General features: G+C 71.0%; 17 protein-coding genes. 11 read left to right on the top strand and 6 right to left on the bottom strand.

Annotated elements, in window-relative coordinates; translation table 11 throughout:
• Nucleotides 1–9 precede the first annotated feature (9 nt).
• Nucleotides 10–1,809, bottom strand: a complete 1,800-nt coding sequence (locus ABZX90_RS32645; RefSeq protein WP_355210921.1) for a bifunctional metallophosphatase/5'-nucleotidase — start codon at nt 1,807–1,809, stop codon at nt 10–12.
• 431 nt (nt 1,810–2,240) lie between these two features.
• Here ABZX90_RS32645 and mshD point away from each other — a divergent pair, with 431 nt between their 5' ends.
• Nucleotides 2,241–3,167 (top strand): mycothiol synthase, encoded by a 927-nt coding sequence (gene mshD / locus ABZX90_RS32640; protein ID WP_351131598.1) that lies wholly within the window; start codon nt 2,241–2,243, stop codon nt 3,165–3,167.
• A 170-nt stretch (nt 3,168–3,337) separates the two neighbouring features.
• Here mshD and ABZX90_RS32635 read toward each other — a convergent pair whose 3' ends face one another.
• From ABZX90_RS32635 to ABZX90_RS32615, 5 genes are all read right to left on the bottom strand, one after another.
• Nucleotides 3,338–4,048: an ABC transporter gene (locus tag ABZX90_RS32635; RefSeq protein ID WP_355210918.1), complete on the bottom strand. Its 711-nt coding sequence runs from the start codon at nt 4,046–4,048 to the stop codon at nt 3,338–3,340.
• Nucleotides 4,049–4,128: 80 nt separating this feature from the next.
• The gene (locus ABZX90_RS32630) at nt 4,129–5,700 is read right to left on the bottom strand and encodes an ABC transporter permease (protein ID WP_355210916.1); all 1,572 of its coding nucleotides are present in this window, start codon (nt 5,698–5,700) and stop codon (nt 4,129–4,131) included.
• Nucleotides 5,697–6,557: an ABC transporter ATP-binding protein gene (locus ABZX90_RS32625; protein ID WP_351131593.1), complete on the bottom strand. Its 861-nt coding sequence runs from the start codon at nt 6,555–6,557 to the stop codon at nt 5,697–5,699. Before ABZX90_RS32625 ends, ABZX90_RS32630 begins: the two co-directional genes overlap by 4 nt.
• Nucleotides 6,554–7,429 (bottom strand): zf-HC2 domain-containing protein, encoded by an 876-nt coding sequence (locus tag ABZX90_RS32620; RefSeq protein ID WP_351131665.1) that lies wholly within the window; start codon nt 7,427–7,429, stop codon nt 6,554–6,556. Before ABZX90_RS32620 ends, ABZX90_RS32625 begins: the two co-directional genes overlap by 4 nt.
• A gap of 50 nt (nt 7,430–7,479) precedes the next feature.
• The gene (locus tag ABZX90_RS32615) at nt 7,480–8,022 is read right to left on the bottom strand and encodes an RNA polymerase sigma factor (protein WP_261702099.1); all 543 of its coding nucleotides are present in this window, start codon (nt 8,020–8,022) and stop codon (nt 7,480–7,482) included.
• Between the two features lie 191 nt (nt 8,023–8,213).
• Here ABZX90_RS32615 and ABZX90_RS32610 point away from each other — a divergent pair, with 191 nt between their 5' ends.
• The 10 genes from ABZX90_RS32610 (at nt 8,214) to pstA (ending at nt 19,267) form a co-directional block, all read left to right on the top strand.
• Nucleotides 8,214–8,600 (top strand): GntR family transcriptional regulator, encoded by a 387-nt coding sequence (locus ABZX90_RS32610; RefSeq protein WP_351131591.1) that lies wholly within the window; start codon nt 8,214–8,216, stop codon nt 8,598–8,600.
• Nucleotides 8,597–9,520 carry an ABC transporter ATP-binding protein gene (locus ABZX90_RS32605; RefSeq protein WP_355210912.1) on the top strand — a complete coding sequence of 308 codons (924 nt, stop codon included), beginning with the start codon at nt 8,597–8,599 and terminating at the stop codon, nt 9,518–9,520. Before ABZX90_RS32610 ends, ABZX90_RS32605 begins: the two co-directional genes overlap by 4 nt.
• On the top strand, nt 9,517–10,479 hold the full coding sequence (locus ABZX90_RS32600) for a hypothetical protein (protein ID WP_355210909.1): 963 nt from the start codon (nt 9,517–9,519) through the stop codon (nt 10,477–10,479). The genes ABZX90_RS32605 and ABZX90_RS32600 overlap by 4 nt, the downstream gene beginning before the upstream one ends.
• The gene (locus ABZX90_RS32595) at nt 10,476–11,495 is read left to right on the top strand and encodes a hypothetical protein (protein WP_355210906.1); all 1,020 of its coding nucleotides are present in this window, start codon (nt 10,476–10,478) and stop codon (nt 11,493–11,495) included. The genes ABZX90_RS32600 and ABZX90_RS32595 overlap by 4 nt, the downstream gene beginning before the upstream one ends.
• A 316-nt stretch (nt 11,496–11,811) precedes the next feature.
• Nucleotides 11,812–14,043: an RNA degradosome polyphosphate kinase gene (locus tag ABZX90_RS32590; protein WP_351131586.1), complete on the top strand. Its 2,232-nt coding sequence runs from the start codon at nt 11,812–11,814 to the stop codon at nt 14,041–14,043.
• A 70-nt stretch (nt 14,044–14,113) separates the two neighbouring features.
• On the top strand, nt 14,114–15,094 hold the full coding sequence (locus tag ABZX90_RS32585) for a CHAD domain-containing protein (protein WP_351131663.1): 981 nt from the start codon (nt 14,114–14,116) through the stop codon (nt 15,092–15,094).
• Between the two features lie 10 nt (nt 15,095–15,104).
• On the top strand, nt 15,105–15,518 hold the full coding sequence (locus ABZX90_RS32580) for an NUDIX hydrolase (RefSeq protein WP_351131584.1): 414 nt from the start codon (nt 15,105–15,107) through the stop codon (nt 15,516–15,518).
• A gap of 461 nt (nt 15,519–15,979) precedes the next feature.
• A complete protein-coding gene (gene pstS / locus ABZX90_RS32575) occupies nt 15,980–17,110 on the top strand; it encodes a phosphate ABC transporter substrate-binding protein PstS (protein WP_351131582.1) in 1,131 nt (376 codons plus the stop codon).
• A gap of 100 nt (nt 17,111–17,210) precedes the next feature.
• Nucleotides 17,211–18,212, top strand: a complete 1,002-nt coding sequence (gene pstC / locus ABZX90_RS32570; protein WP_355211047.1) for a phosphate ABC transporter permease subunit PstC — start codon at nt 17,211–17,213, stop codon at nt 18,210–18,212.
• Nucleotides 18,209–19,267 carry a phosphate ABC transporter permease PstA gene (gene pstA, locus ABZX90_RS32565; RefSeq protein WP_351131581.1) on the top strand — a complete coding sequence of 353 codons (1,059 nt, stop codon included), beginning with the start codon at nt 18,209–18,211 and terminating at the stop codon, nt 19,265–19,267. The genes pstC and pstA overlap by 4 nt, the downstream gene beginning before the upstream one ends.
• The last annotated feature ends 5 nt before the right edge of the window (nt 19,268–19,272 follow it).

The following is a 19,272-nucleotide window of genomic DNA, read 5'->3' as shown; positions in this document are numbered from 1 at the left end:
ATCAGGGTTCTACTTCACGATCGTGATCCGGTCCGCGGTCGGGACCGGGTACGGCGTCGTGGCCGAGGAGTTGGCCGTCAGGTAGGCACTCAGGGCCGCCAGGTCATCGCCGCCGACACGGACGTTGGTGCCCTTGCCGAGTTCCGCGAAGCCGTCGCCGCCGCCCGCGAGGAAGGAGTTCATCGCGACGCGGTAGGTGGCGCCCGGGTCGATCGCCGTGCCGTTGAGCTTGACCGAGTCGGCGACGACGCGCGCGGCGCCGGTCTTCGTCAGGTCGAGCGTGTAGGTGAGGCCCTTGGAGATCTGAAGGATCTTCGGGGCGGCCTCGTTGGCGCCGCTGACCTGCTGCTGAAGCGCGGTGATCACCTGGGCGCCGGTGAGGTCGACCAGATTGACGGTGTTGGCGAACGGCTGGACCGTGTACGCCTCGCCATAGGTCACCACCCCGTCGCCCTCACCGCTGGTCGCCGTGTAGGTGAGTCCGGCGCGGATGCCGCCCGGATTCATCACCGCGAGGTCGGCCTCCTGGTCGACGGACTTGCCGTACGCGAGCTGCGCGTCGGCGATCAGGTCGCCGAGCGGGGACTCGGTGCCGGTGTTGCCAATCTCGCCGGCGATGTAGCCGAGGGGGCGCGAGGCGACCGGCGCGGAGAGCGTCTTCCACTTGGTGATCAGCGACGTCATGTCGGCGGCCTTCGCGACATCACGGGTGACCACGTGGTTCGCGGACTTCACCGCCGTACGGGCGATGTCGCCGGTCCAACGGTCGTACGTCAGCGTCGTGTCCGTGTAGAGCCGGCCGAAGGAGGAGGCCGAGGTGACCATGCGGGGCTTGCCCGACGGGTCGGGGATGGTGCACGCGTAGGCCTGGTGGGTGTGGCCGGTGACCAGCGCGTCCACGGCCGGCGTGACGTTCTTGGCGATGTCGACGATCGGCCCGGAGATACCGTCACCGGCACCGGGGCTGTCGCAGTCGTAGTTGTACGCCGTCGACGCGGGCGCCCCGCCCTCGTGGATCAGCGCGACGATCGACTTCACGCCCTGGCGCTGGAGCTCCTTGGCGTACTTGTTGATCGTCTCGACCTCGTCGCCGAACTTCAGTCCCTTGACGCCGTCGGCCGACACGATGTTCGGGGTGCCTTCCAGCGTCACGCCGATGAAGCCGACCTTGACGCCGTTCTTCTTCCACACCCAGTAGGGCTTGAGGATCGGCTTCCCGGACTTCTCGTCGGTGACGTTGGCCGCGAGGTAGGGGAATTCGGCGCCGCGGAACTTACTGCCGGCTTCGTAGCAGCCGTCCGTCGGGTGGCAGCCGCCCTTCTGAAGCCGGGCCAGCTCCTTGGCACCCTCGTCGAACTCGTGGTTGCCGACCGAAGTGACGTCGAGGTCGAGGCCGTTGAGCGCCTCGATCGTCGGCTCGTCGTGGAAGAGGCCGGAGATCAGCGGGGAGGCGCCGACCATGTCACCGGCGGCCGCCGTTATCGAGTACTTGTTGCCCTTGCGGGCGTCGCGCAGATGCGTGGCCAGGTACTCGACACCACCCGCGTCGATGGTCTTCGTCGTGCCGTCCGCCGCCAGCTCCGTGACCCGGCCCGAGGAACCGGTCGGCGGCTCCAGGTTGCCGTGCAGGTCATTGAAGGACAGCAGCTGGACGTCCTGGTAGCGGCCGCTGCCGTGATGGTGCAGCGGAGTCGCCTTGTCCTGGTGCGCGCTGGCGGGCATCGCTGCGGCCAGCGCACCGACGGTGGCGAGACCGGCGGCGGCCGCGAGAAGACGATGACTGCGTCTGTGCCGGAACGTGGGCGGCATGGTTCCCCCTGGAGAACGGTGAGAAGCGAGAACGGTGGGACGTGCACGAGCGGAACAGGTGATGCGTGCTGTACGAACCGTGCTGGTGATGCAGGTCGTGCGGGTCATGCGGGTGGTGCAGGTCGTGCGGGCTGTGCTGATGGTGCGGGCTGTGCGGGTCGAGTGACAGCCGTGGCTTTTGCACGCACTTTAGAATCAACGCGCGTAGCGCAAAAGGGGGTTCAGGGTTACGGAGTGATTGCCATCGCCTCACCGGAGACTGACGAGCACCTCATCGGAGGCCGCCGGGCACGTCACCGGAGGCCGCCGGGCACGTCGCCGAAGGCCGCCGGGTGCGCCCTCGCCTCCCCGGTTGGTCCCTCCCCGCCACGATCGATATCCACGCCGCCCAACTCCTTGTCCCCCCATCGCCGAGCCGTACCCTCGTATCCATGACCAGCGACGACGCGGCACCCTTCGCCCTCTCCCGCTCCATCGAGACCTACTCCGCGCTCTCCCCGGATCAGGCCGAGGACGTGCTCCGGCTGCTCTCGGAGTCCGCCCGGACCGACGGGCAACAGGCGGTGTCCGAGCAGGGGCGGCTTCAGCTGAAGGGCGGGAGCCGTGAGGGCGTCCGGCACCTGCTGCTGACCCTCGGCGACGAACTGGTCGGCTACGCACAGCTGGAGGACACCGACCCGGTCGAGGCCCCGGCCGCCGAACTGGTCATCCACCCGGCGCACCGTGGGCACGGGCACGGACGGGCGCTCGGCTCGGCCATGCTCCATGAGTCCGGGAAGCGGCTGCGGGTGTGGGCGCACGGCGGGCACTCGGCCGCCCGGCATCTCGCACAGGTCCTCGGCCTCACCCTCTTCCGCGAACTGCGCCAGATGCGCCGCCCGTTGGAGAGCCTCGACCTGCCCGAACCGAAGCTGCCGGAGGGAGTGACCGTCCGGACCTTCGTGCCGGGACAGGACGACGCCGCCTGGCTCGCCGTGAACGCCGCGGCCTTCGCCCACCACCCCGAGCAGGGCTCCCTCACCCAGCGCGACCTGGACGACCGGAAGGCCGAACCGTGGTTCGACCCGGCCGGCTTCTTCCTCGCCTTCCGCGGCGACGAACTCGTCGGCTTCCACTGGACCAAGGTCCACGCCGAGGAGGGGCTGGGCGAGGTGTACGTCCTCGGTGTGCTCCCCGGCGCCCAGGGCGGCGGCCTCGGCAAGGCGCTGACCACGATCGGACTGCGCCACCTCGCCGCGCAGGGCATGCCCACCGCGATGCTCTACGTCGACGCCGACAACAAGGCGGCGGTCACCGTCTACGAGCGTCTCGGCTTCGTCACCCACGAGACGGACCTGATGTACCGAACGGAGTCCTGACCACCCGGGGTCCTGACCGCTCGGGGACCTGGTCCTGACTGCCATGGGTCCGCGCGCCGCTCCGGCTGCCGCTCCCGTCGCCCCACTGGGTGCCGCTCCGGGTACCGCCCCGGGTGCCGAAGGCAGCGCCGCTCCGGGTGCCGAGGCAGCACCCGCTCCTGCTGCCGAAGTCAGCGGTGGGCGAGGATGGTTGTCCGGCGTCGCCGCAGGGGTTCGGCCAGGGAGAACACCCCCGTCAGCGCCGCCACGACCAGGACGCCCGCCCATCGCCGGTGCGCGTCGTCCCAGTGGGGGTCGGACGTCGCCACGAAGAGCGCCCAGCGGTCGGGGAGCAGCAGCGCGGCGGCGAAGGACGCGCCCACGAGTCCGGCGGAGACCGCGATCCCCGGCTCGGTGGCTTCCGAGTGCCGGACGGCGACGAGCGCGCCGGTCAGGGCGAGGACGACGAAGGCGGCTGCCTCAAGGGTGATCGCGCCCACCGGGGGCCGGCCCTTGTCGGGTATCAGGAACAGCGCGGCCGTCCACCACGCCGCCATGATCGGCACGACGAACCCCACCCGCAGCCCGATCCGCACCGGGCGCCTGGTCGGCACCGCCGCCGTGGTGTGCCGGGCCGGATCGTCCAGCAGGAAAGCCAGCCCCAGACCGAAGGCGAGCGCGGCGGCCCGCAGCAGGGTGAGACTAAGCCACGGGTCGGCCGGAGCGGAGAGCATCCGCGGCATGCCGGCCAGCAGCAGCCCGAGGGCGGCGCCCGTCACCAGCGGGGTGTTGGGGAGGCTGCGCCACACGGGGCGGAGAAGGGCGAGGGCCACGACGGACGCGGGCGGCCTCCCGGCGGCGGGCACGGAACTCGTCGAACCCGTGGGCGAGGTGGACGGCATGGACCCGGCACCGTCCGGGTCCCCCGTACCCGGCGGCCTCACCTCGGCGGAAACACCACCGCTGTCCCCCGTCTCCCCCTCTACTCCCCGCACGATCCGCTCCCCGAGTCCGCTTCGGTCCCCTTGCCCCCGGTCGGCACGCCGAGCAGTTCGGCCACGCGTGCCGTGGACGTCTTCGCGGAGGTCAGCTCCGTCCAGTGGGCCTTCACCTTGGCGGCGACGCCGTAGTGCGGCTTCTGAAGCAACTCGCGCACCACCGTGGTCTGCTGGGCCGACATGGAGACGGGCTCCGTCGGGGTCAGCGCGATGGCGGAGCCCTGGATGCTGTCGTCGAGCCGGACGTCGCGGAGGGCCTTCATCGGGTCCGGCTGTGTGCTGAGCGCCAGCCACATGGTGGTCACCACGCGGGCGTCGCACATCTCACCGGCGCTCGCCTGGTCGCCCGCGACCAGGACCGAGGCGACACCGACCGCGAACTCGGGAAGGCGGTTGCCGCCCCAGCGCGTGCCGACGGTCACGGCACCCGGCGTGGTGGACGCGGGGATCGCGGCGTCGCTCTGGAGGCCGTAGCGGGCGTCGATCAGCTGGCGCACGGTCAGCCGCTCGCCCCGGGCCGATCCGCCCGCGCGGGACTGGATGCGGTCGACGGCCTCCGCCCAGTCCGTGGTGCGGCCGGTCCACTCCGGATAGGCGCAGTACGTGGACCGTCCGTGCCGGACGCAGGTCTGCACCTTCTCCGGGGTCACGGACACCTTGGTGCGGGCCGCGTTCAGTGAGGCCGGCTCGTCGGGGGACTGCCCGGCCACGCCGACGGCCGTCGCGGCGAGGGCGACCACCGCCACCGATGCGACCAGACGTGTCGGGCCGCCGCTCCTCAGCACGGCAAGGCAGAGCACCAGGACCGCGAGGCCCGTCAGATAGAGCGCGTGCCAGGCGGCCGGGCGGCCCAGCAGGTCGGAGGGGATGGGGTCGGCGCCTTCTTCGGAGACGACCGGTCCGAGCCAGCGCACCCAGTGTGTTCCCTGTGTGGACGCGGAGACCAGGATGGTGAGGGTGTAGGCGCCGATCACGAAGGGCGGTGCGACGAACCCGACCGGGATCAGCCGGGCGAGCAGTACGCCGAGGACGCCGGCCAGGAGGATCACCAGGGGGCCCACGGCCAGTTCGGCGGGTGAGCCGTGGCCGACAGCGCCCGGCTTCAGCGCCGACCAGGTGAACTGGAAGCCGACGACCAGTGCGGTGATCGCGACGAAGGGCAGGACGGACAGCGCGTGCGCGACCGTACGCCGCCACGGCTCCATGGGCAGGACGTCGAAGTGCCGGTCGGTGGACTGCCGGCGGGTGCGCAGCACGGCCCGGTTGATCCCGACGAACAGGGCGATGCCGAGCAGTATGGGGGCCGACTGGGTGGACCGGTCGACGTCCTGGAGGACCGGGAAATCGTCCATGCCCTCGCGGCCGGAGAACAGCCTCCAGCCGGTGTAGCCGACGTACAGCGCGAGGAAGACCAGGATCGGGATCTGGAGCAGCAGTTCGCGTGCTTCGAAGCGGGCGAGGGCCAGGACCGCGGCCGCCCGGGATTCCCGGCCCTGAGCAGGCGGCTCCACCCCCGTGGGGGCCGCCTGCGTGATCGTGTCCGTGGTGGCGCTCATGCCGCCACCTCCGCGGGCTCGCCGTCGAGAGTGAGCAAGTAGCCGTCCTCCAGGGTTGGTTCGAGGAGTTCGGCGCCCTCGGGCGGGTCGCCGACATTGCGGAAGGCGCCCGTGCCCGTACGCCATCCGGCTCGGGCGGCCGGATCGCGCTCCGTGCTGCTCCAGACCCGGCCCGCCGCTCGTCGGGTCAGCTCGGCCGGGGTGCCCTCGAAGCGGATGCGGCCGGCGGCCATGACGATCACGCGGTGGCAGAGCATCGCGACGTCCTCCGTCTGGTGGGTGGAGAGCAGGACCGTGCGTCCTTCTCCCGCTTGGGCGATCAGCTCCCTGAAGCGCATGCGCTGTTCGGGGTCGAGGCCGACGGTCGGCTCGTCGAGGACGAGGAAGCCGGGGTCGCCGACGAGCGCGGCGGCCAGCGCGACCCGCTGACGCATACCGCCGGACAGCCGCTTGATGCGTTTGCCGCGCACGTCGGACAGGTCGACGGCCTCCAGCACCCGGCGCACCTCGCGGTGCCGGGCGGTGCGGTCCGTGATCTCCTTGAGGATCGCCACGTAGTCGACGAACTCGAAGGCGGAGAAGTCCTGGTGGAACCCGGGGCTCTGCGGCAGATAGCCCAGTGCGCGGCGCACGTCCAGGCGTCCGGCGGTGGTGCCCGGGTCGTGTCCGAGGACGGTGAAGGTGCCCCGGTCGGCGGGCACGGCGGTGGCGAGCACCCGCAACAGGGTGGTCTTTCCGGCGCCGTTGGGACCGAGGAGTCCGGTCACTCCCTCGCCGAGGCGGACGGAGACGTCGTCGAGCGCGAGCGTCCCGCCGAAGCGGAGGCTCAGGCCGGAGGCGGAGACAGTGGGGATCATGCGGCATTCCTGTCGGTGAAGTCGGTGAACGGGAGGCGCGACACGTCGAACCGGTCCCGTGCGAGATAGAGGAGTCCGGCGGCCAGTGCCGCGACTGCGCCGGCGACGCCCTGCCCGGCCGCCGTGAACGGGGCGAGCGTGGCGTGGGGCTCCGTGGTCGCCCGGGCCACGGCCAGCAGGGCGATCCAGCCGCCGCCGACCAGGGAGGGAGCCAGGACGGGACCGAGCCTTGAGCTGAGCGCGAGGCCGGTCATGGTGAGGGCGAGGGCGGGCAGCAGCCAGGCCAGTGCGTGCAGACCGTAGGAGGGGAGGGCGAGGGTCGCGACGCCGTTGATCCCCAGACCCACCGTGAGGACCGCGACCGTGCGGATCATCAGGAGCCGGAAGCCGTGCAGGGGGGAGACGACCGCCATCTCGTAGGTCGGGTCGAGCGCCGGACCGTAGGACAGCGCGACCCCGGCGAGCGGGAGCAGCGGTGCGAGGGCCAGGAAGAGGGTGGGCGTGGCCCCGGCCTGCACCGCGTTGGCCGCGGCCACGGTCATGCCCAGGACGGCGACGATCGCGCCCAGCCAGGAGCGGCGCAGGACGGGGGCGGCGGCCAGCAGCCGTGCCGTGTGGTCGGCGACGCCGAGCCGGACGAGCAGCCACTCGACCGGGCCCGGTCGCGGGGCGTCGAGCTCGGCATCGAGCCGCTCCCATCCGGCGTCCAGGGCGACCGGGTCGCTGATCCCGGCCAGCGCCTCGCGGCACCGGGCGCACGCGGCGAGGTGTGTGTCGGCGGACCACAGCCGGGGCGCCGCCAACTCGCCCTGGGTATAGGCCCGGAGGTCCTCCTCCGGCACATGCCAGGTCGTACGGCTGTCACCGCTCATGTCACGGTCACCGCTCGTGTCGTTGCCATCGCTTCCGCGACGGTCGTCGCTCATGCCAACGCCTCCCGCAACTGCTTGCGCGCACGCAGTGCCCGCGTCTTGACCGTGCCCGGCGGAATACCGAGCAGGACGGCCGCTTCCCTGGTGCTGAGCCCGTCGATCACCGTGGCCTGGAGAACCGCCCGGAGTTCGGGCGAGAGTCTGGTCAGCGCGCCCGCCAGATCGCCGTGCTCGACGCCTGCCAGCACGCGCTCCTCCGCCGAGGCCTCGTCGCGGTGCCGGAGCCGGGCCAGCGCGTGCCGGAGCCGGCCGCGCGCGCCGTCGCCGCGCATCGTGTCGACGAGCCGTCGTGAGCCGATGCGCCACAGCCAGCCGGCCGGGTCGCCCTCCTCGCGGTAGCGGGCGGTGCCGCGCCAGACCGCGAGGAAGGTCTCCTGGACGACGTCGTCGACGATCCCGGCGTCGGCGCACCGGCCGCGCAACCGCGCGGTCAGCCATGGCGCGTACCGCCGGTACAGCTCTTCGAAGGCGCGACGGTCCCCGTCCGCCGCGATGGCCCGCAGCAGCTCTCCGTCGCTTCTCGTTTCCCTCACAACCCCTCATCGGACGAGCCCTGCCGATCGGTTCACACATCGGCCGAGGAATTTTCCGAACGCCTTTGCGTGCCCGGCAAGCAGTCTGTTCCAGCGCCGGCGCAACACCGTCCGGACGTCCCGGACTTGACGAAGGCCACCCTCTTGCACCACCCTTTCACTACTCAATTAGTGAAAGGGTGGTTGTCCGAGTGCTCGTGTACCGGATCGACCGGCGCAGCGGCGTCGCCACCTACGTCCAGATCGTCCAGCAGACGAAGCAGGCACTTCGCCTCGGCCTCCTGGAACCGGGCGACAAGCTCCCCACGGCCCGCGAGGTCGTGGAAGCCACCGCTATCAATCCGAACACCGTCCTGAAGGCCTACCGCGAGCTGGAACGCGAGGGCCTGGTCGAGGCCAGGCGCGGCCTCGGCACGTTCGTCCGCAGAACGCTCGGCGCCGCCCCGGCGGACTCGCCCCTGCGCGCGGAACTCGACGCCTGGGCCCAGAACGCCCGCACGGCGGGCCTCGACCGCGAAGACGTGGCCGCTCTGTTCGGCTCCGTACTGGACGAACACTTCCCGAAGGGGGACCAGTGAGTTCCACCAGCACCACCCGCCCCACCGTCGCCATCGAGGCGCACGGTCTCACCGTGCGCTACGGCCGACGCTCCGCCGCGGCCCTGGACGACTGCTCCTTCCGCCTTCCGGCCGGCCGGGTCAGCGCCCTCGTCGGCCCGAACGGCGCGGGCAAGTCGACGCTGCTGGCGACGGCGGCCGGACTGCTGCGGCCCACGGCCGGCACGATCACCGTGCTCGGCACCAGCCCGGCCGAGGCACGCGAGCGCATCGGCTACCTCTCCCAGGACAAGCCCCTGCACCCCCAGCTCACGATCGCCGAGACACTGCGCCTGGGCGCCGAACTCAACCCGGCCCGCTGGGACGCCTCGTACGCCGCCGCGATCGTGGAACAGGGCTCGCTCGACCCCCGGTCCCGGGTCAGGGGGCTGTCCGGCGGACAGCGGACCCGCGTGGCACTCGCCCTCACGCTGGGCAAGCGGCCCGACCTGATGCTGCTGGACGAGCCGATGGCCGACCTGGACCCGCTGGCCCGCCACGAACTGCTGGGCACCCTGATGGCGGACGCCGCCGAGCGCGGGACCACGGTGCTGATCTCCTCGCACATCGTCGCCGAACTCTCCGACGCCTGCGATCACCTGCTGCTTCTGGGAGCCGGACGCATCCGGCTCGGCGGTGGCCTGGACGACCTGCTCATCGCGCACACCCTGGTGACCGGCCGCGGCACCCCCGCCGACCTCGCCCCGCACCTCGTCGTCGAGTCCCGCGCCGCCGGCCGCGGCCTCACCGCCCTGATACGCAACGACGGGCCGGTGGACGACCACTGGCAGGCCGAACGACCGTCTCTGGAGGAACTCGTGCTCGCCCATCTGCGCTCCCCCTCGGCCCCGGCGCTGCTCACGCCCGGCACGACCGCGACCCCCGCGGCGGTGACCCGATGAGCGCCACCACCCTGACGTCCCCCGCACGTCGCGCTCTGCCCCGGCCGCGCGGCCTGGTCTGGACGGTCCTTCGGCTGCACCGCACCGCCCTGTGGATCTGGACCGGTTTCGTCGTGCTCACCGCCGGTCTGCTGCTGTGGTTGTACGGCCCGGGTGCCACGCACACACAGCACCTGCTCGACACCTTCGGCTACGCGGGCGTGCAGGAGGACGCCTGGACCGTCGGTTTCGTCGGCATCGTCGGCTCCCCCTTTTCGGCCGCCTACAACGACCTCTTCCAGGACCCGGCCTCCCTGCTGAACATCGCCTCGTTCGCCGTCGCCGTCTTCGCCGGCGGCTCGCTGATCGCCCGCGAGCTGGAGAGCGGCACCGCACGGCTCGCCTGGACCCAGTCCGTCACCCCGGCCCGCTGGCTCGCCGCCAAACTGGCGGTGCCCGCGCTGCTCATCACCGTGGGCACGGGCCTGCTGGTCGCCCTGTACCGGATGCTGTGGTCCGCCCACAGCAACCTTCTGCTGGCCGGTATCGGACCGCGCGCGCTGTACTTCTCCGTCGGCCCGGCCACCGTCGCGGCACCGCTCTTCGGTCTGGCGGTCGGTGTTCTCGCCGGTCTCGTGCTGCGCCGCACCCTGCCCGCCCTCGCCGTCGCCGGTCTCGCGCAGAGCGCGGTCATCGCGTTCCGCGCCAACTCCTGGCCTTTCCAAGGCAGTTACCAACAGCCCGAGCTGTCTGTCCGAAGCCGGGCGATCACCTCCACCGGCGCGGAGATCCCGGACCCGGGCTGCTACGAGAGCCGCGCGTGTCTCGCCCGGCACGATGTCGTCCGCTTCACCCGCGAGTACCTCCCCTCCCCCGACTACTGGCCCCGCCAGCTCCTGGAGACCGGCGTCCTGCTGGGCGCCACCGCGGTCCTGATCGCCGTCGCCTTCGCCGTCCTGAGGAGGAGGTCGGCCTCATGAGCACCCTGACCGGCCGACGCCCGTCCGGCCCGGCCCCGTATCGCCCGCCCCGCCCGTCCCCGTACCGCCCGTCCGGCCTGACCTGGACCGTGCTGCGCCTGCACCGCACGGCCCTGTACGTCTGGGGCGCCGCCCTGCTCACCGTCGTGGCGGCCCTGATCTGGATGCACGCCATCGGCCCCGACGCCCGCGCGGCCGCCGGCGACTGCGCCGCGTCGGACTTCCTGGCGGACTGCGGAATCATCCGGGAGACCGCGGCGGACAAGATCTACGCCTACGGTCTGGCCCTGGTCTCCACCTGCGTCACGTATCTGATGTACGCCGTCGCGGTGTGGGCGGGTGCCGCGCTGACCGGCCGCGAGCTGGAGAGCGGCACGGCGCGGCTGGCGTGGACCCAGTCCGTCACCCCGGCGCGCTGGCTGGCCGCCAAGCTCGCCGTCCCGGCGGTCCTGCTCACGGCGGGCACCGCACTGGCGGTTCTGCTCGGCGACTGGACCCGCCGTGCCGGGAACGGGGAACTGTCCGGCGGCTGGTTCATCACGAACGTCTTCATCTCCTCCGGGCCGGTGGCGGTCGCGTACGCCCTCGCGGGACTCGCCCTCGGGGCGCTCGCGGGCCTGGTCCTGCGCAGGGCCCTGCCCGCCGCCGCGGCCGCCCTCGCCGCGGCGTACGTCCTGCACGAGGTGCTGGACAGGTTCCGGATGAGCCTGTGGCCTGCCGAGACGACCACCGGACGGGCCGCACTCCAGTTCCCGCACGGCGCCCTGGTCCTCGAACACGGTGCCGTCACCGGCGACGGCGAGCGGCTGAGCACCAGCATGGCCTGCGTCGGAACCGACAGCGCCGCCGCACTCGGGAAGTGTGTGGAGCGGTCGGGGCTCACCGATTTCTGGACGACTTATCAGCCGGAGTCCCATTTCTGGCCCCTCCAGCTCGTGGAGAGCGGCCTGCTCCTGGCCGTCGCGGGGCTCGCGACCGCCGCCGCCTTCGCCCTGCTGCGCCGCCGCACCGCGTAACCCGCGGCAGCCCCGGCGGGCACGCACCTCACGGGGGTGGGTGTGTACACGGTTCCCGGGCATGCAGACGTCCGGGAGCCGCCCCCCGATAGCCCGCACGTCATGTCCCCGTAACCATCGATTCAGGTGACCTTGCGACGCTCAACAAATGCAGCCCGCCGCGCCCGAGCCTTCTCCCCCGCCGGAGAACGAGTCCTCACCGACGACGGGGAGTGAGCGTACGCCAAGCAAGCGGAACGGGAATTTCCGCATCGCCGCGCTGGCCCCCGCCCTCTCCGACGCGCCGGTCTCGCCTTCGGCACGGAAGAATGGGTCCATGAACCAGCGAAGCGCCCAGGCACCCGTGCAGCACCCGCAGCCGTCCGTCGGCTCCATAGCGGCGCATCGTCCGCACACCGTCGCGGCCAACGTCTCCGACCTGGAGCCGGACCTCGACGCCGACCTCGACGAGTACGAGGACACGGAGCAGGACGGGATCATGCTGCCGCAAGGCCGGTTCCTGGACCGTGAGCGCAGCTGGCTGGCCTTCAACGAGCGCGTTCTGGAACTCGCGGAGGACCCGAACACGCCCCTCCTGGAGCGCGCGAACTTCCTGGCGATCTTCGCCAGCAATCTGGACGAGTTCTTCATGGTCCGGGTGGCCGGCCTCAAGCGCCGCATCGCCACCGGTGTCGCCACCAAGTCCGCGTCGGGCCTGCAGCCCCGCGAGGTCCTGGAGATGATCTGGGCCCGCTCGCGCGAACTCATGGCCCGGCACGCGGCCTGCTACCAGGAGGACGTCGCCCCCGCGCTCGCGGAGGAGGGCGTCCACCTGGTCCGCTGGAGCGAGCTGACCGAGAAGGAGCAGGCCCGCCTGTTCACTCTCTTCCGGCACCAGATCTTCCCGGTCCTGACCCCGCTGGCGGTCGACCCCGCGCACCCCTTCCCGTACATCTCGGGTCTGTCCCTGAACCTCGCCGTCGTCGTACGGAACCCGGTCAGCGGCCACCGCCACTTCGCGCGCGTCAAGGTCCCGCCGCTGCTCTCCCGCTTCCTGGAGGCCTCCCCGAACCGCTACGTCCCCATCGAGGACGTGATCGCGGCCCACCTGGAGGAGCTCTTCCCCGGTATGGAGGTGTTGGAGCACCACACCTTCCGGCTCACCCGGAACGAGGACCTGGAGGTCGAGGAGGACGACGCCGAGAACCTGCTCCAGGCCCTGGAGAAGGAGCTCATGCGGCGCCGCTTCGGCCCGCCGGTGCGCCTGGAGGTCGAGGAGTCCATCGACCGGTACGTCCTCGATCTCCTCGTACGCGAACTGAAGATCTCCGAGGCCGAGGTGTACCCGCTGCCGGGTCCCCTGGACCTCACCGGCCTCTTCGGTATCGGCGCCCTGGACCGGCCCGAGCTGAAGTACCCCAAGTTCATCGCGGGCACCCACCGCGATCTCGCGGAGGTCGAATCGGCGTCGCCGCCCGACATCTTCGCGGCGCTGCGCGAGCGCGACGTCCTGCTGCACCACCCGTACGACTCCTTCTCGACGTCCGTGCAGGCCTTCCTGGAGCAGGCCGCGGGCGACCCGGACGTGCTGGCCATCAAGCAGACGCTGTACCGGACCTCCGGCGACTCGCCGATCGTGGACGCCCTGATAGACGCGGCCGAGTCCGGCAAGCAGGTCCTCGTGCTGGTCGAGATCAAGGCCCGCTTCGACGAGCAGGCCAACATCAAGTGGGCCAGGAAGCTGGAGGAGTCCGGCTGCCACGTGGTGTACGGGCTCGTCGGCCTGAAGACCCACTGCAAGCTGTCGCTCGTGGTCCGGCAGGAGGGCGACACCCTGCGCCGCTACTGCCACGTCGGCACCGGCAACTACCACCCGAAGACCGCCCGGCTGTACGAGGACCTCGGACTGCTCACCGCCGATCCGCAGGTCGGCGCGGACCTCTCCGACCTGTTCAACCGGCTCTCGGGCTACTCCCGCCGCGAGACCTACCGCCGTCTGCTGGTCGCCCCCAAGTCCCTGCGTGACGGCCTGGTCTCGCGGATCAACAAGGAGATCCAGCACCACAACGCCGGGCGTCCCGCCTTCGTCCGCATCAAGGTCAACTCGATGGTGGACGAGGCGATCATCGACGCGCTGTACCGCGCCTCCCAGGCAGGCGTGCCGGTCGACGTATGGGTGCGCGGAATCTGCGCCGTCCGCCCAGGCGTCCCGGACCTGTCCGAAAACATACGGGTCCGTTCCGTCCTCGGCCGCTTCCTGGAGCACTCCCGGGTCTTCACCTTCGGCAACGGCGGCGAACCCGAAGTGTGGATCGGCAGCGCCGACATGATGCACCGCAACCTCGACCGGCGGATCGAGGCCCTGGTCAGGGTCACCGACCCGGCTCACCGAGCAGCCCTCAACCGGCTGTTGGAGACCGGCATGTCCGACACCACGGCCTCCTGGCACCTCGGCCCCGACGGCGAGTGGACCCGACACGCGACCGACGCGGACGGCCAGCCTCTGCGGAACGTCCAGGAGATGCTCATAGACGCCCGGAGGCGCCGGCGTGGCACAGCAGCACCTTGATCCCCCCACCAGTTCCGCGGCCGGGACGGTCCCCAGGTCCCCGGCCCCCCTCGACGAGGGAGGTGCCCCCATCGGTGACGCCCTGGCGGGCTATCTGCGGGCTCAGGCCACGGAGTTCCTGCGCTCGCTGCGCCAGCACCGGGAGACCGGTGCCGCGGCGAGCGGCGCCGGGGAGTCCGGCGACGCGGCGCGTTCACTGCGCCGCTCCGCGCGCCGTATCAGCGGCAGCCTGCACACGTTCCGGCCGCTGCTCGACGCGGAATGGTCGGAGGGCATGCGCCCCGAACTGGCCTGGCTGTCGGGCACGCTGGCGCGTGAGCACGCGTACGCCGCACGCCTGGAGCGGCTGCTCGGCGCGCTGAACCGGCTGTCGGGCACGGCCGCGCTGCCCGCCCAGGCCGGACGGGCCCCGGCCACGACCCCCAAGGGCAATCTGACCGTCGGCGCCGCGAAGGCGGGCGCGCTCCTCGACCGCCAGCTGACGCTCGCTCGGACCCGCGCCCACTCGGCGGCCCTCCAGGCGCTCGGCTCCTCCCGCTTCCACGCCGTCGCCGACAGCGTCGCCGTGCTCGCCAGCGAGGTCCCGCTGACCCCGGCCGCGGACACGACCGACCTGCGTCCGCTGGCCGCCGCGGCCCAGGACCGGCTGACCGACGCCGTCACCGGGCTGCCCCTGGTCACCGCGGGCCACCCCTATAACGCGGAGGCCCTCGTGCACGGCCTCTCCGCCGACACCGCTCCCCAGCCGCAGGACGCGCCGTGGCACCAGGTCCGGCTGCTGCTGCGGCTGCACCGCTACGCACGTGAGGTGCTGCACGCGGGGGAATGCCCCGTCGACGTACGCCTGCTCGGTGCGGGCCAGGCGCTCAACCGGCACCGGGACGCGGCGGAGGCGGCGTCCGCCGCGGCGTCGGCGGCCCGCACCCCGCGCATCGCGCCGGCGACGGCGTACGCGCTCGGTGTGCTGCACGCCGACCAGCGGCACGAGGTGGAGGCGGCGCGGTTCGCCTTCCAGCAGGCCTGGCAGAAGGAAGCCGTACGCACCCCGTGAGGGAGGCCCCATGGCCGACGACACCATCCGAGCGGCGGGCTGCGTCCTGTGGCGCCGCTCTCCGGTCGACTCCGCGCTGGAGATCTGCCTCGTCCACCGGCCCAAGTACGACGACTGGTCGCATCCGAAGGGCAAGCTGAAACGCGGCGAGGACTCGCTCTCCGGCGCGCTCCGCGAGGTCGAGGAGGAGACGGGCTACGGCGCTCTCCCCGGCTCCGTCCTCCCCACCGTCCACTACCTCGTCGGCGGCCGCCCCAAGGAGGTCCGCTACTGGGCGGCCGAGGCGGACGACGGTCATTTCACCCCGAACGACGAGGTCGACCGCGTCCTGTGGCTCTCCCCCACCGCCGCCCGCCACCGCCTCACCCAGCTCCGCGACCGCGACCTGGTGGACGCGCTCCTGGACGCGCTGCACCTCGCCTGACGTGTTCCCCTGGGTACGAGGGCACCGCTCCGGCGACCGAAGCGGTGCCCCACTCCGTGCGGGACGACGCGGTGGAGCGCGCGGCCGGCGCGCACTCACCGTAGCGAGCGCTCCCTTCGCTGGTGCTCATGGGAAAAGTGAGGCGAATGAGGGATGACGGGAACATGGGGCCCGTGGAACGCGTACGCACCCGTTCGATTACTTAGAGTTTCCTCATTGGCCCCCTTCGCCGGGACACAGCCGTGTCCTCGACGTAAGCGTTCCGTGACCTCACCGCACCGCCGTCAGGGGTTCACCCCCCGTTCACTTACGGCCTTCGACGCCTTCACCTGATCTGCTTAATTTCGGCCTTACACGGTGCGAAGGACGCCTCAGGGCGAACCCTCCGCATCGTCACGGACCGCATTACACAGACATCGCACGCCGCCACCAGACGGCGGCTCCTGGAAGGAACTCCCGAAGTGAAGCTTCAGCGCATGAACCGGCGTGCCCTCACCCTCGGTGCTCTCGCCGTCTCCGGCGCCCTGGCCCTCACGGCGTGCGGCTCTGACGACACCGGCAACACCAGCGGTGGCAGCAGTTCGGCCTCGGCCAGTAACAACAGCGCCATCAAGTGTGACGACGCCAAGGGTCAGCTGCAGGCCTCCGGCTCCTCCGCGCAGAAGAACGCGATCGACGCCTGGGTGAAGGCCTACACGGCCGCCTGCAAGGACGTTCAGATCAACTACAACCCGACGGGCTCGGGCGCCGGTGTCACGGCGTTCACCCAGGGTCAGACCGCGTTCGCCGGTTCGGACTCGGCCCTCAAGCCCGAAGAGGTCACCGCCGCCAAGAAGGTGTGTGGCGGCAACCCGGCGGTCGACCTGCCCATGGTCGGTGGCCCCATCGCGCTCGGCTACAACGTCGACGGTGTCGACAACCTCGTCCTGGACGCCTCCACGATCGCCAAGATCTTCGATGGCAAGATCAAGACGTGGGACGACAAGGCGATCGCGGCCCTGAACCCCGACGCGAAGCTCCCCAGCACCAAGATCCAGGCGTTCCACCGCTCGGACGAGTCCGGCACCACGGACAACTTCACCAAGTACCTGAAGGCCGTCGCCCCGTCCGACTGGAAGTACTCCGGCGGCAAGGCGTGGCAGGCGCAGGGCGGCCAGTCCGCTCAGGGCTCCTCCGGCCTCGCGCAGCAGGTCAAGCAGACCTCGGGCGCGATCTCGTACTTCGAGCTCTCCTACGCCGCTGACGGCATCAAGACCGTCGACCTGAAGACGGACGCCGCCACCCCGGTCAAGGCCACCGTCGAGAACGCCACCAAGGCCATCTCCACCGCCAAGGTCGCCGGCGTCGGCAACGACCTGGCCCTGGAGCTGAACTACAAGCCGACCGCCGAGGGCGCCTACCCGCTCACGCTGGTCACCTACGAGATCGTCTGCGAGAAGGGCAACAAGGCCGACACCCTGGCCGCCACCAAGTCCTTCCTCACCTACATCGCGTCCGAGGACGGCCAGAAGCAGCTGACCGCCGCCCAGTACGCCCCGATCCCCGCCGAGATCATCACCAAGGTTCGTTCCACCCTCGCGAACCTGAGCTGACCCGAGTGTGCGGCCCGCCTCGCCGAGGCGGGCCGCACCGTCCGGTGCACCGCCGCCTGGAGCCGTCACTCGATCCGGCTCCGCAGACCGGAGACTCATGATGGACATATCGACACGGAACACTGAAGCACCTCCCCCCACCCCACCGCCCGCCGCGCAGAAGCGCGCCGCCCGGGGTGCCACCCGTCCGGGCGACCGCGTCTTCCTCGCGCTCTCCCGCGGTTCTGGCATCCTCCTCCTGGTGATCATGGCCGCCATCGCGGTCTTCCTCACCTACCGGGCCGCGATCGCGATCAGCAAGGACGAGGGCAACTTCCTCACCACCTTCGAGTGGAACGCCAACTTCCAGCCGCCGGTCTTCGGTATCGCGGTGCTGGCCTTCGGCACGGTGGTCTCCGCGATGATCGCCATGGCCCTCGCCGTCCCGATCGCCGTCGGCATCGCGCTGTTCATCACGCACTACGCTCCGCGCAAGCTCGGCGGACCCGTCGCGTACGTGATCGACCTGCTCGCCGCCGTCCCGTCGATCGTGTACGGCCTCTGGGGCGCGATCATCCTCGTGCCGCACATGACCGGCCTGTTCGGCTGGCTCGACCACTACTTCGGCTGGACCGGCATCTTCTCGTGGGAGGGCGGGGCACCCCGCTCGATGCTCACCGTCGGCATCCTGCTCGCGATCATGATCCTTCCGATCATCACCAACGTGAGCCGTGAGGTCTTCCGCCAGGCGCCGCAGATGCACCAGGAGGCCGCGCTGGCCCTCGGCGCCACGCGCTGGGAGGTCATCCGCATGTCGGTGCTGCCCTTCGGCCGCTCCGGCGTGATCTCCGCCTCGATGCTCGGCCTCGGCCGCGCGCTCGGCGAGACGATGGCCGTCGCCACCGTGCTCTCCCCCAGCTTCGACATCCAGGCCAGCCTGCTCGACCCGGGCGGCGGCACGTTCGCGCAGAACATCGCGAGCAAGTTCAACGAGGCCACCGTGTTCGGCCAGGACGCCCTGATCGCCTCGGGTCTCGTCCTGTTCGTCATCACTCTGCTGGTCAACGGCGCGGCGCGCATCATCATCAACCGCCGCAAGGAGTACTCGGGGGCCAACGCATGAGCAACGCACCCGTCACCCGGAAGCACGCCAGCACGCTGCGCGGCGGCTCGCTCCCCTCGTGGTCGCCCTGGGGCATCGCCGCGGGAGCCCTCGCGGTCGCCGTGGGCATCGGCCTCGGCGCCGGCCTGGACAGCAAGGTCCAGTGGGGCCTGATCGCCGCGATCCTGTTCGTCCTCGGTACGTACGTCATCGCCGCGCGCGTCGAGGGCCGCCGTCAGGCCAAGGACCGCGTCGCGACCAGCCTCGTCTGGGTCTGCTTCATCGTCGCCGTCATCCCGCTGGCCTCCCTGATCTGGGAGACCATCAAGCGCGGCGCGAAGGCCTTCGACGTCTACTTCCTGACCCACTCGATGGGTGTGGTCACCGCCACGGAGTCCGGTGGTGGCATCTACCACGCGCTCCTGGGCACGCTGGAGCAGGTCGCCATCGCCTCGGTGATCGCGGTACCGATCGGTGTGCTCACCGCGATCTACCTCGTCGAGTACGGCAGCGGCAAGCTCGCCAGGGCCGTCACCTTCTTCGTCGACGTCATGACGGGCATCCCCTCGATCGTCGCCGGTCTGTTCATCCTCAGCTTCTGGATCCTGATTCTCGACATGGGCTACTCCGGCTTCGCCGGCGCGCTCGCCCTGTCGATCCTGATGATGCCCGTGGTGGTCCGCTCCACCGAGGAGATGCTCAAGCTCGTACCGAACGAGCTGCGCGAGGCCTCCCTCGCGCTCGGTATCCCGAAGTGGCGCACCATCATCAAGGTGGTTCTGCCGACGTCCATCGGCGGCATCACCACGGGCGTGATGCTCGCTGTCGCGCGTATCACCGGTGAGACCGCTCCCGTGCTGCTGTTGGTGTGGGGTACGAACTACATCAACAACAACCCGTTCGACGGCCCGCAGGCTTCGCTGCCGCTGTACATCTACCAGCAGTACGCCTCCGGAACCGACGCGGGCTCCGACCGGGCCTGGGCTGCGGCACTGGCGCTCATCGCCTTCGTCATGATTCTCAACATGGGGGCGCGGGCCATTGCCCGCTGGAAGGCCCCCAAGACGGGCCGCTGACGCGG

Origin of the sequence: Streptomyces sp. NPDC002935 (assembly GCF_040611295.1) — a bacterium.
GTDB lineage: Bacteria > Actinomycetota > Actinomycetes > Streptomycetales > Streptomycetaceae > Streptomyces.
The sequence above is the reverse complement of the archived record's forward strand: the minus strand, read 5'-3'. Positions and strand labels throughout refer to the sequence as shown.

Coding starts and splice junctions, on each gene's coding strand:
- pstA (WP_351131581.1), top strand. CDS start 18,209: ATGAGCAACGCACCCGTCACCCGGAAGCACGCCAGCACGCTGCGCGGC.
- ABZX90_RS32620 (WP_351131665.1), bottom strand. CDS start 7,429: ATGAGCGGTGACAGCCGTACGACCTGGCATGTGCCGGAGGAGGACCTC.
- ABZX90_RS32635 (WP_355210918.1), bottom strand. CDS start 4,048: ATGCCGTCCACCTCGCCCACGGGTTCGACGAGTTCCGTGCCCGCCGCC.
- pstC (WP_355211047.1), top strand. CDS start 17,211: ATGGACATATCGACACGGAACACTGAAGCACCTCCCCCCACCCCACCG.
- ABZX90_RS32630 (WP_355210916.1), bottom strand. CDS start 5,700: ATGAGCGCCACCACGGACACGATCACGCAGGCGGCCCCCACGGGGGTG.
- ABZX90_RS32590 (WP_351131586.1), top strand. CDS start 11,812: ATGAACCAGCGAAGCGCCCAGGCACCCGTGCAGCACCCGCAGCCGTCC.
- ABZX90_RS32645 (WP_355210921.1), bottom strand. CDS start 1,809: ATGCCGCCCACGTTCCGGCACAGACGCAGTCATCGTCTTCTCGCGGCC.
- ABZX90_RS32595 (WP_355210906.1), top strand. CDS start 10,476: ATGAGCACCCTGACCGGCCGACGCCCGTCCGGCCCGGCCCCGTATCGC.
- ABZX90_RS32580 (WP_351131584.1), top strand. CDS start 15,105: ATGGCCGACGACACCATCCGAGCGGCGGGCTGCGTCCTGTGGCGCCGC.
- ABZX90_RS32625 (WP_351131593.1), bottom strand. CDS start 6,557: ATGATCCCCACTGTCTCCGCCTCCGGCCTGAGCCTCCGCTTCGGCGGG.
- mshD (WP_351131598.1), top strand. CDS start 2,241: ATGACCAGCGACGACGCGGCACCCTTCGCCCTCTCCCGCTCCATCGAG.
- ABZX90_RS32600 (WP_355210909.1), top strand. CDS start 9,517: ATGAGCGCCACCACCCTGACGTCCCCCGCACGTCGCGCTCTGCCCCGG.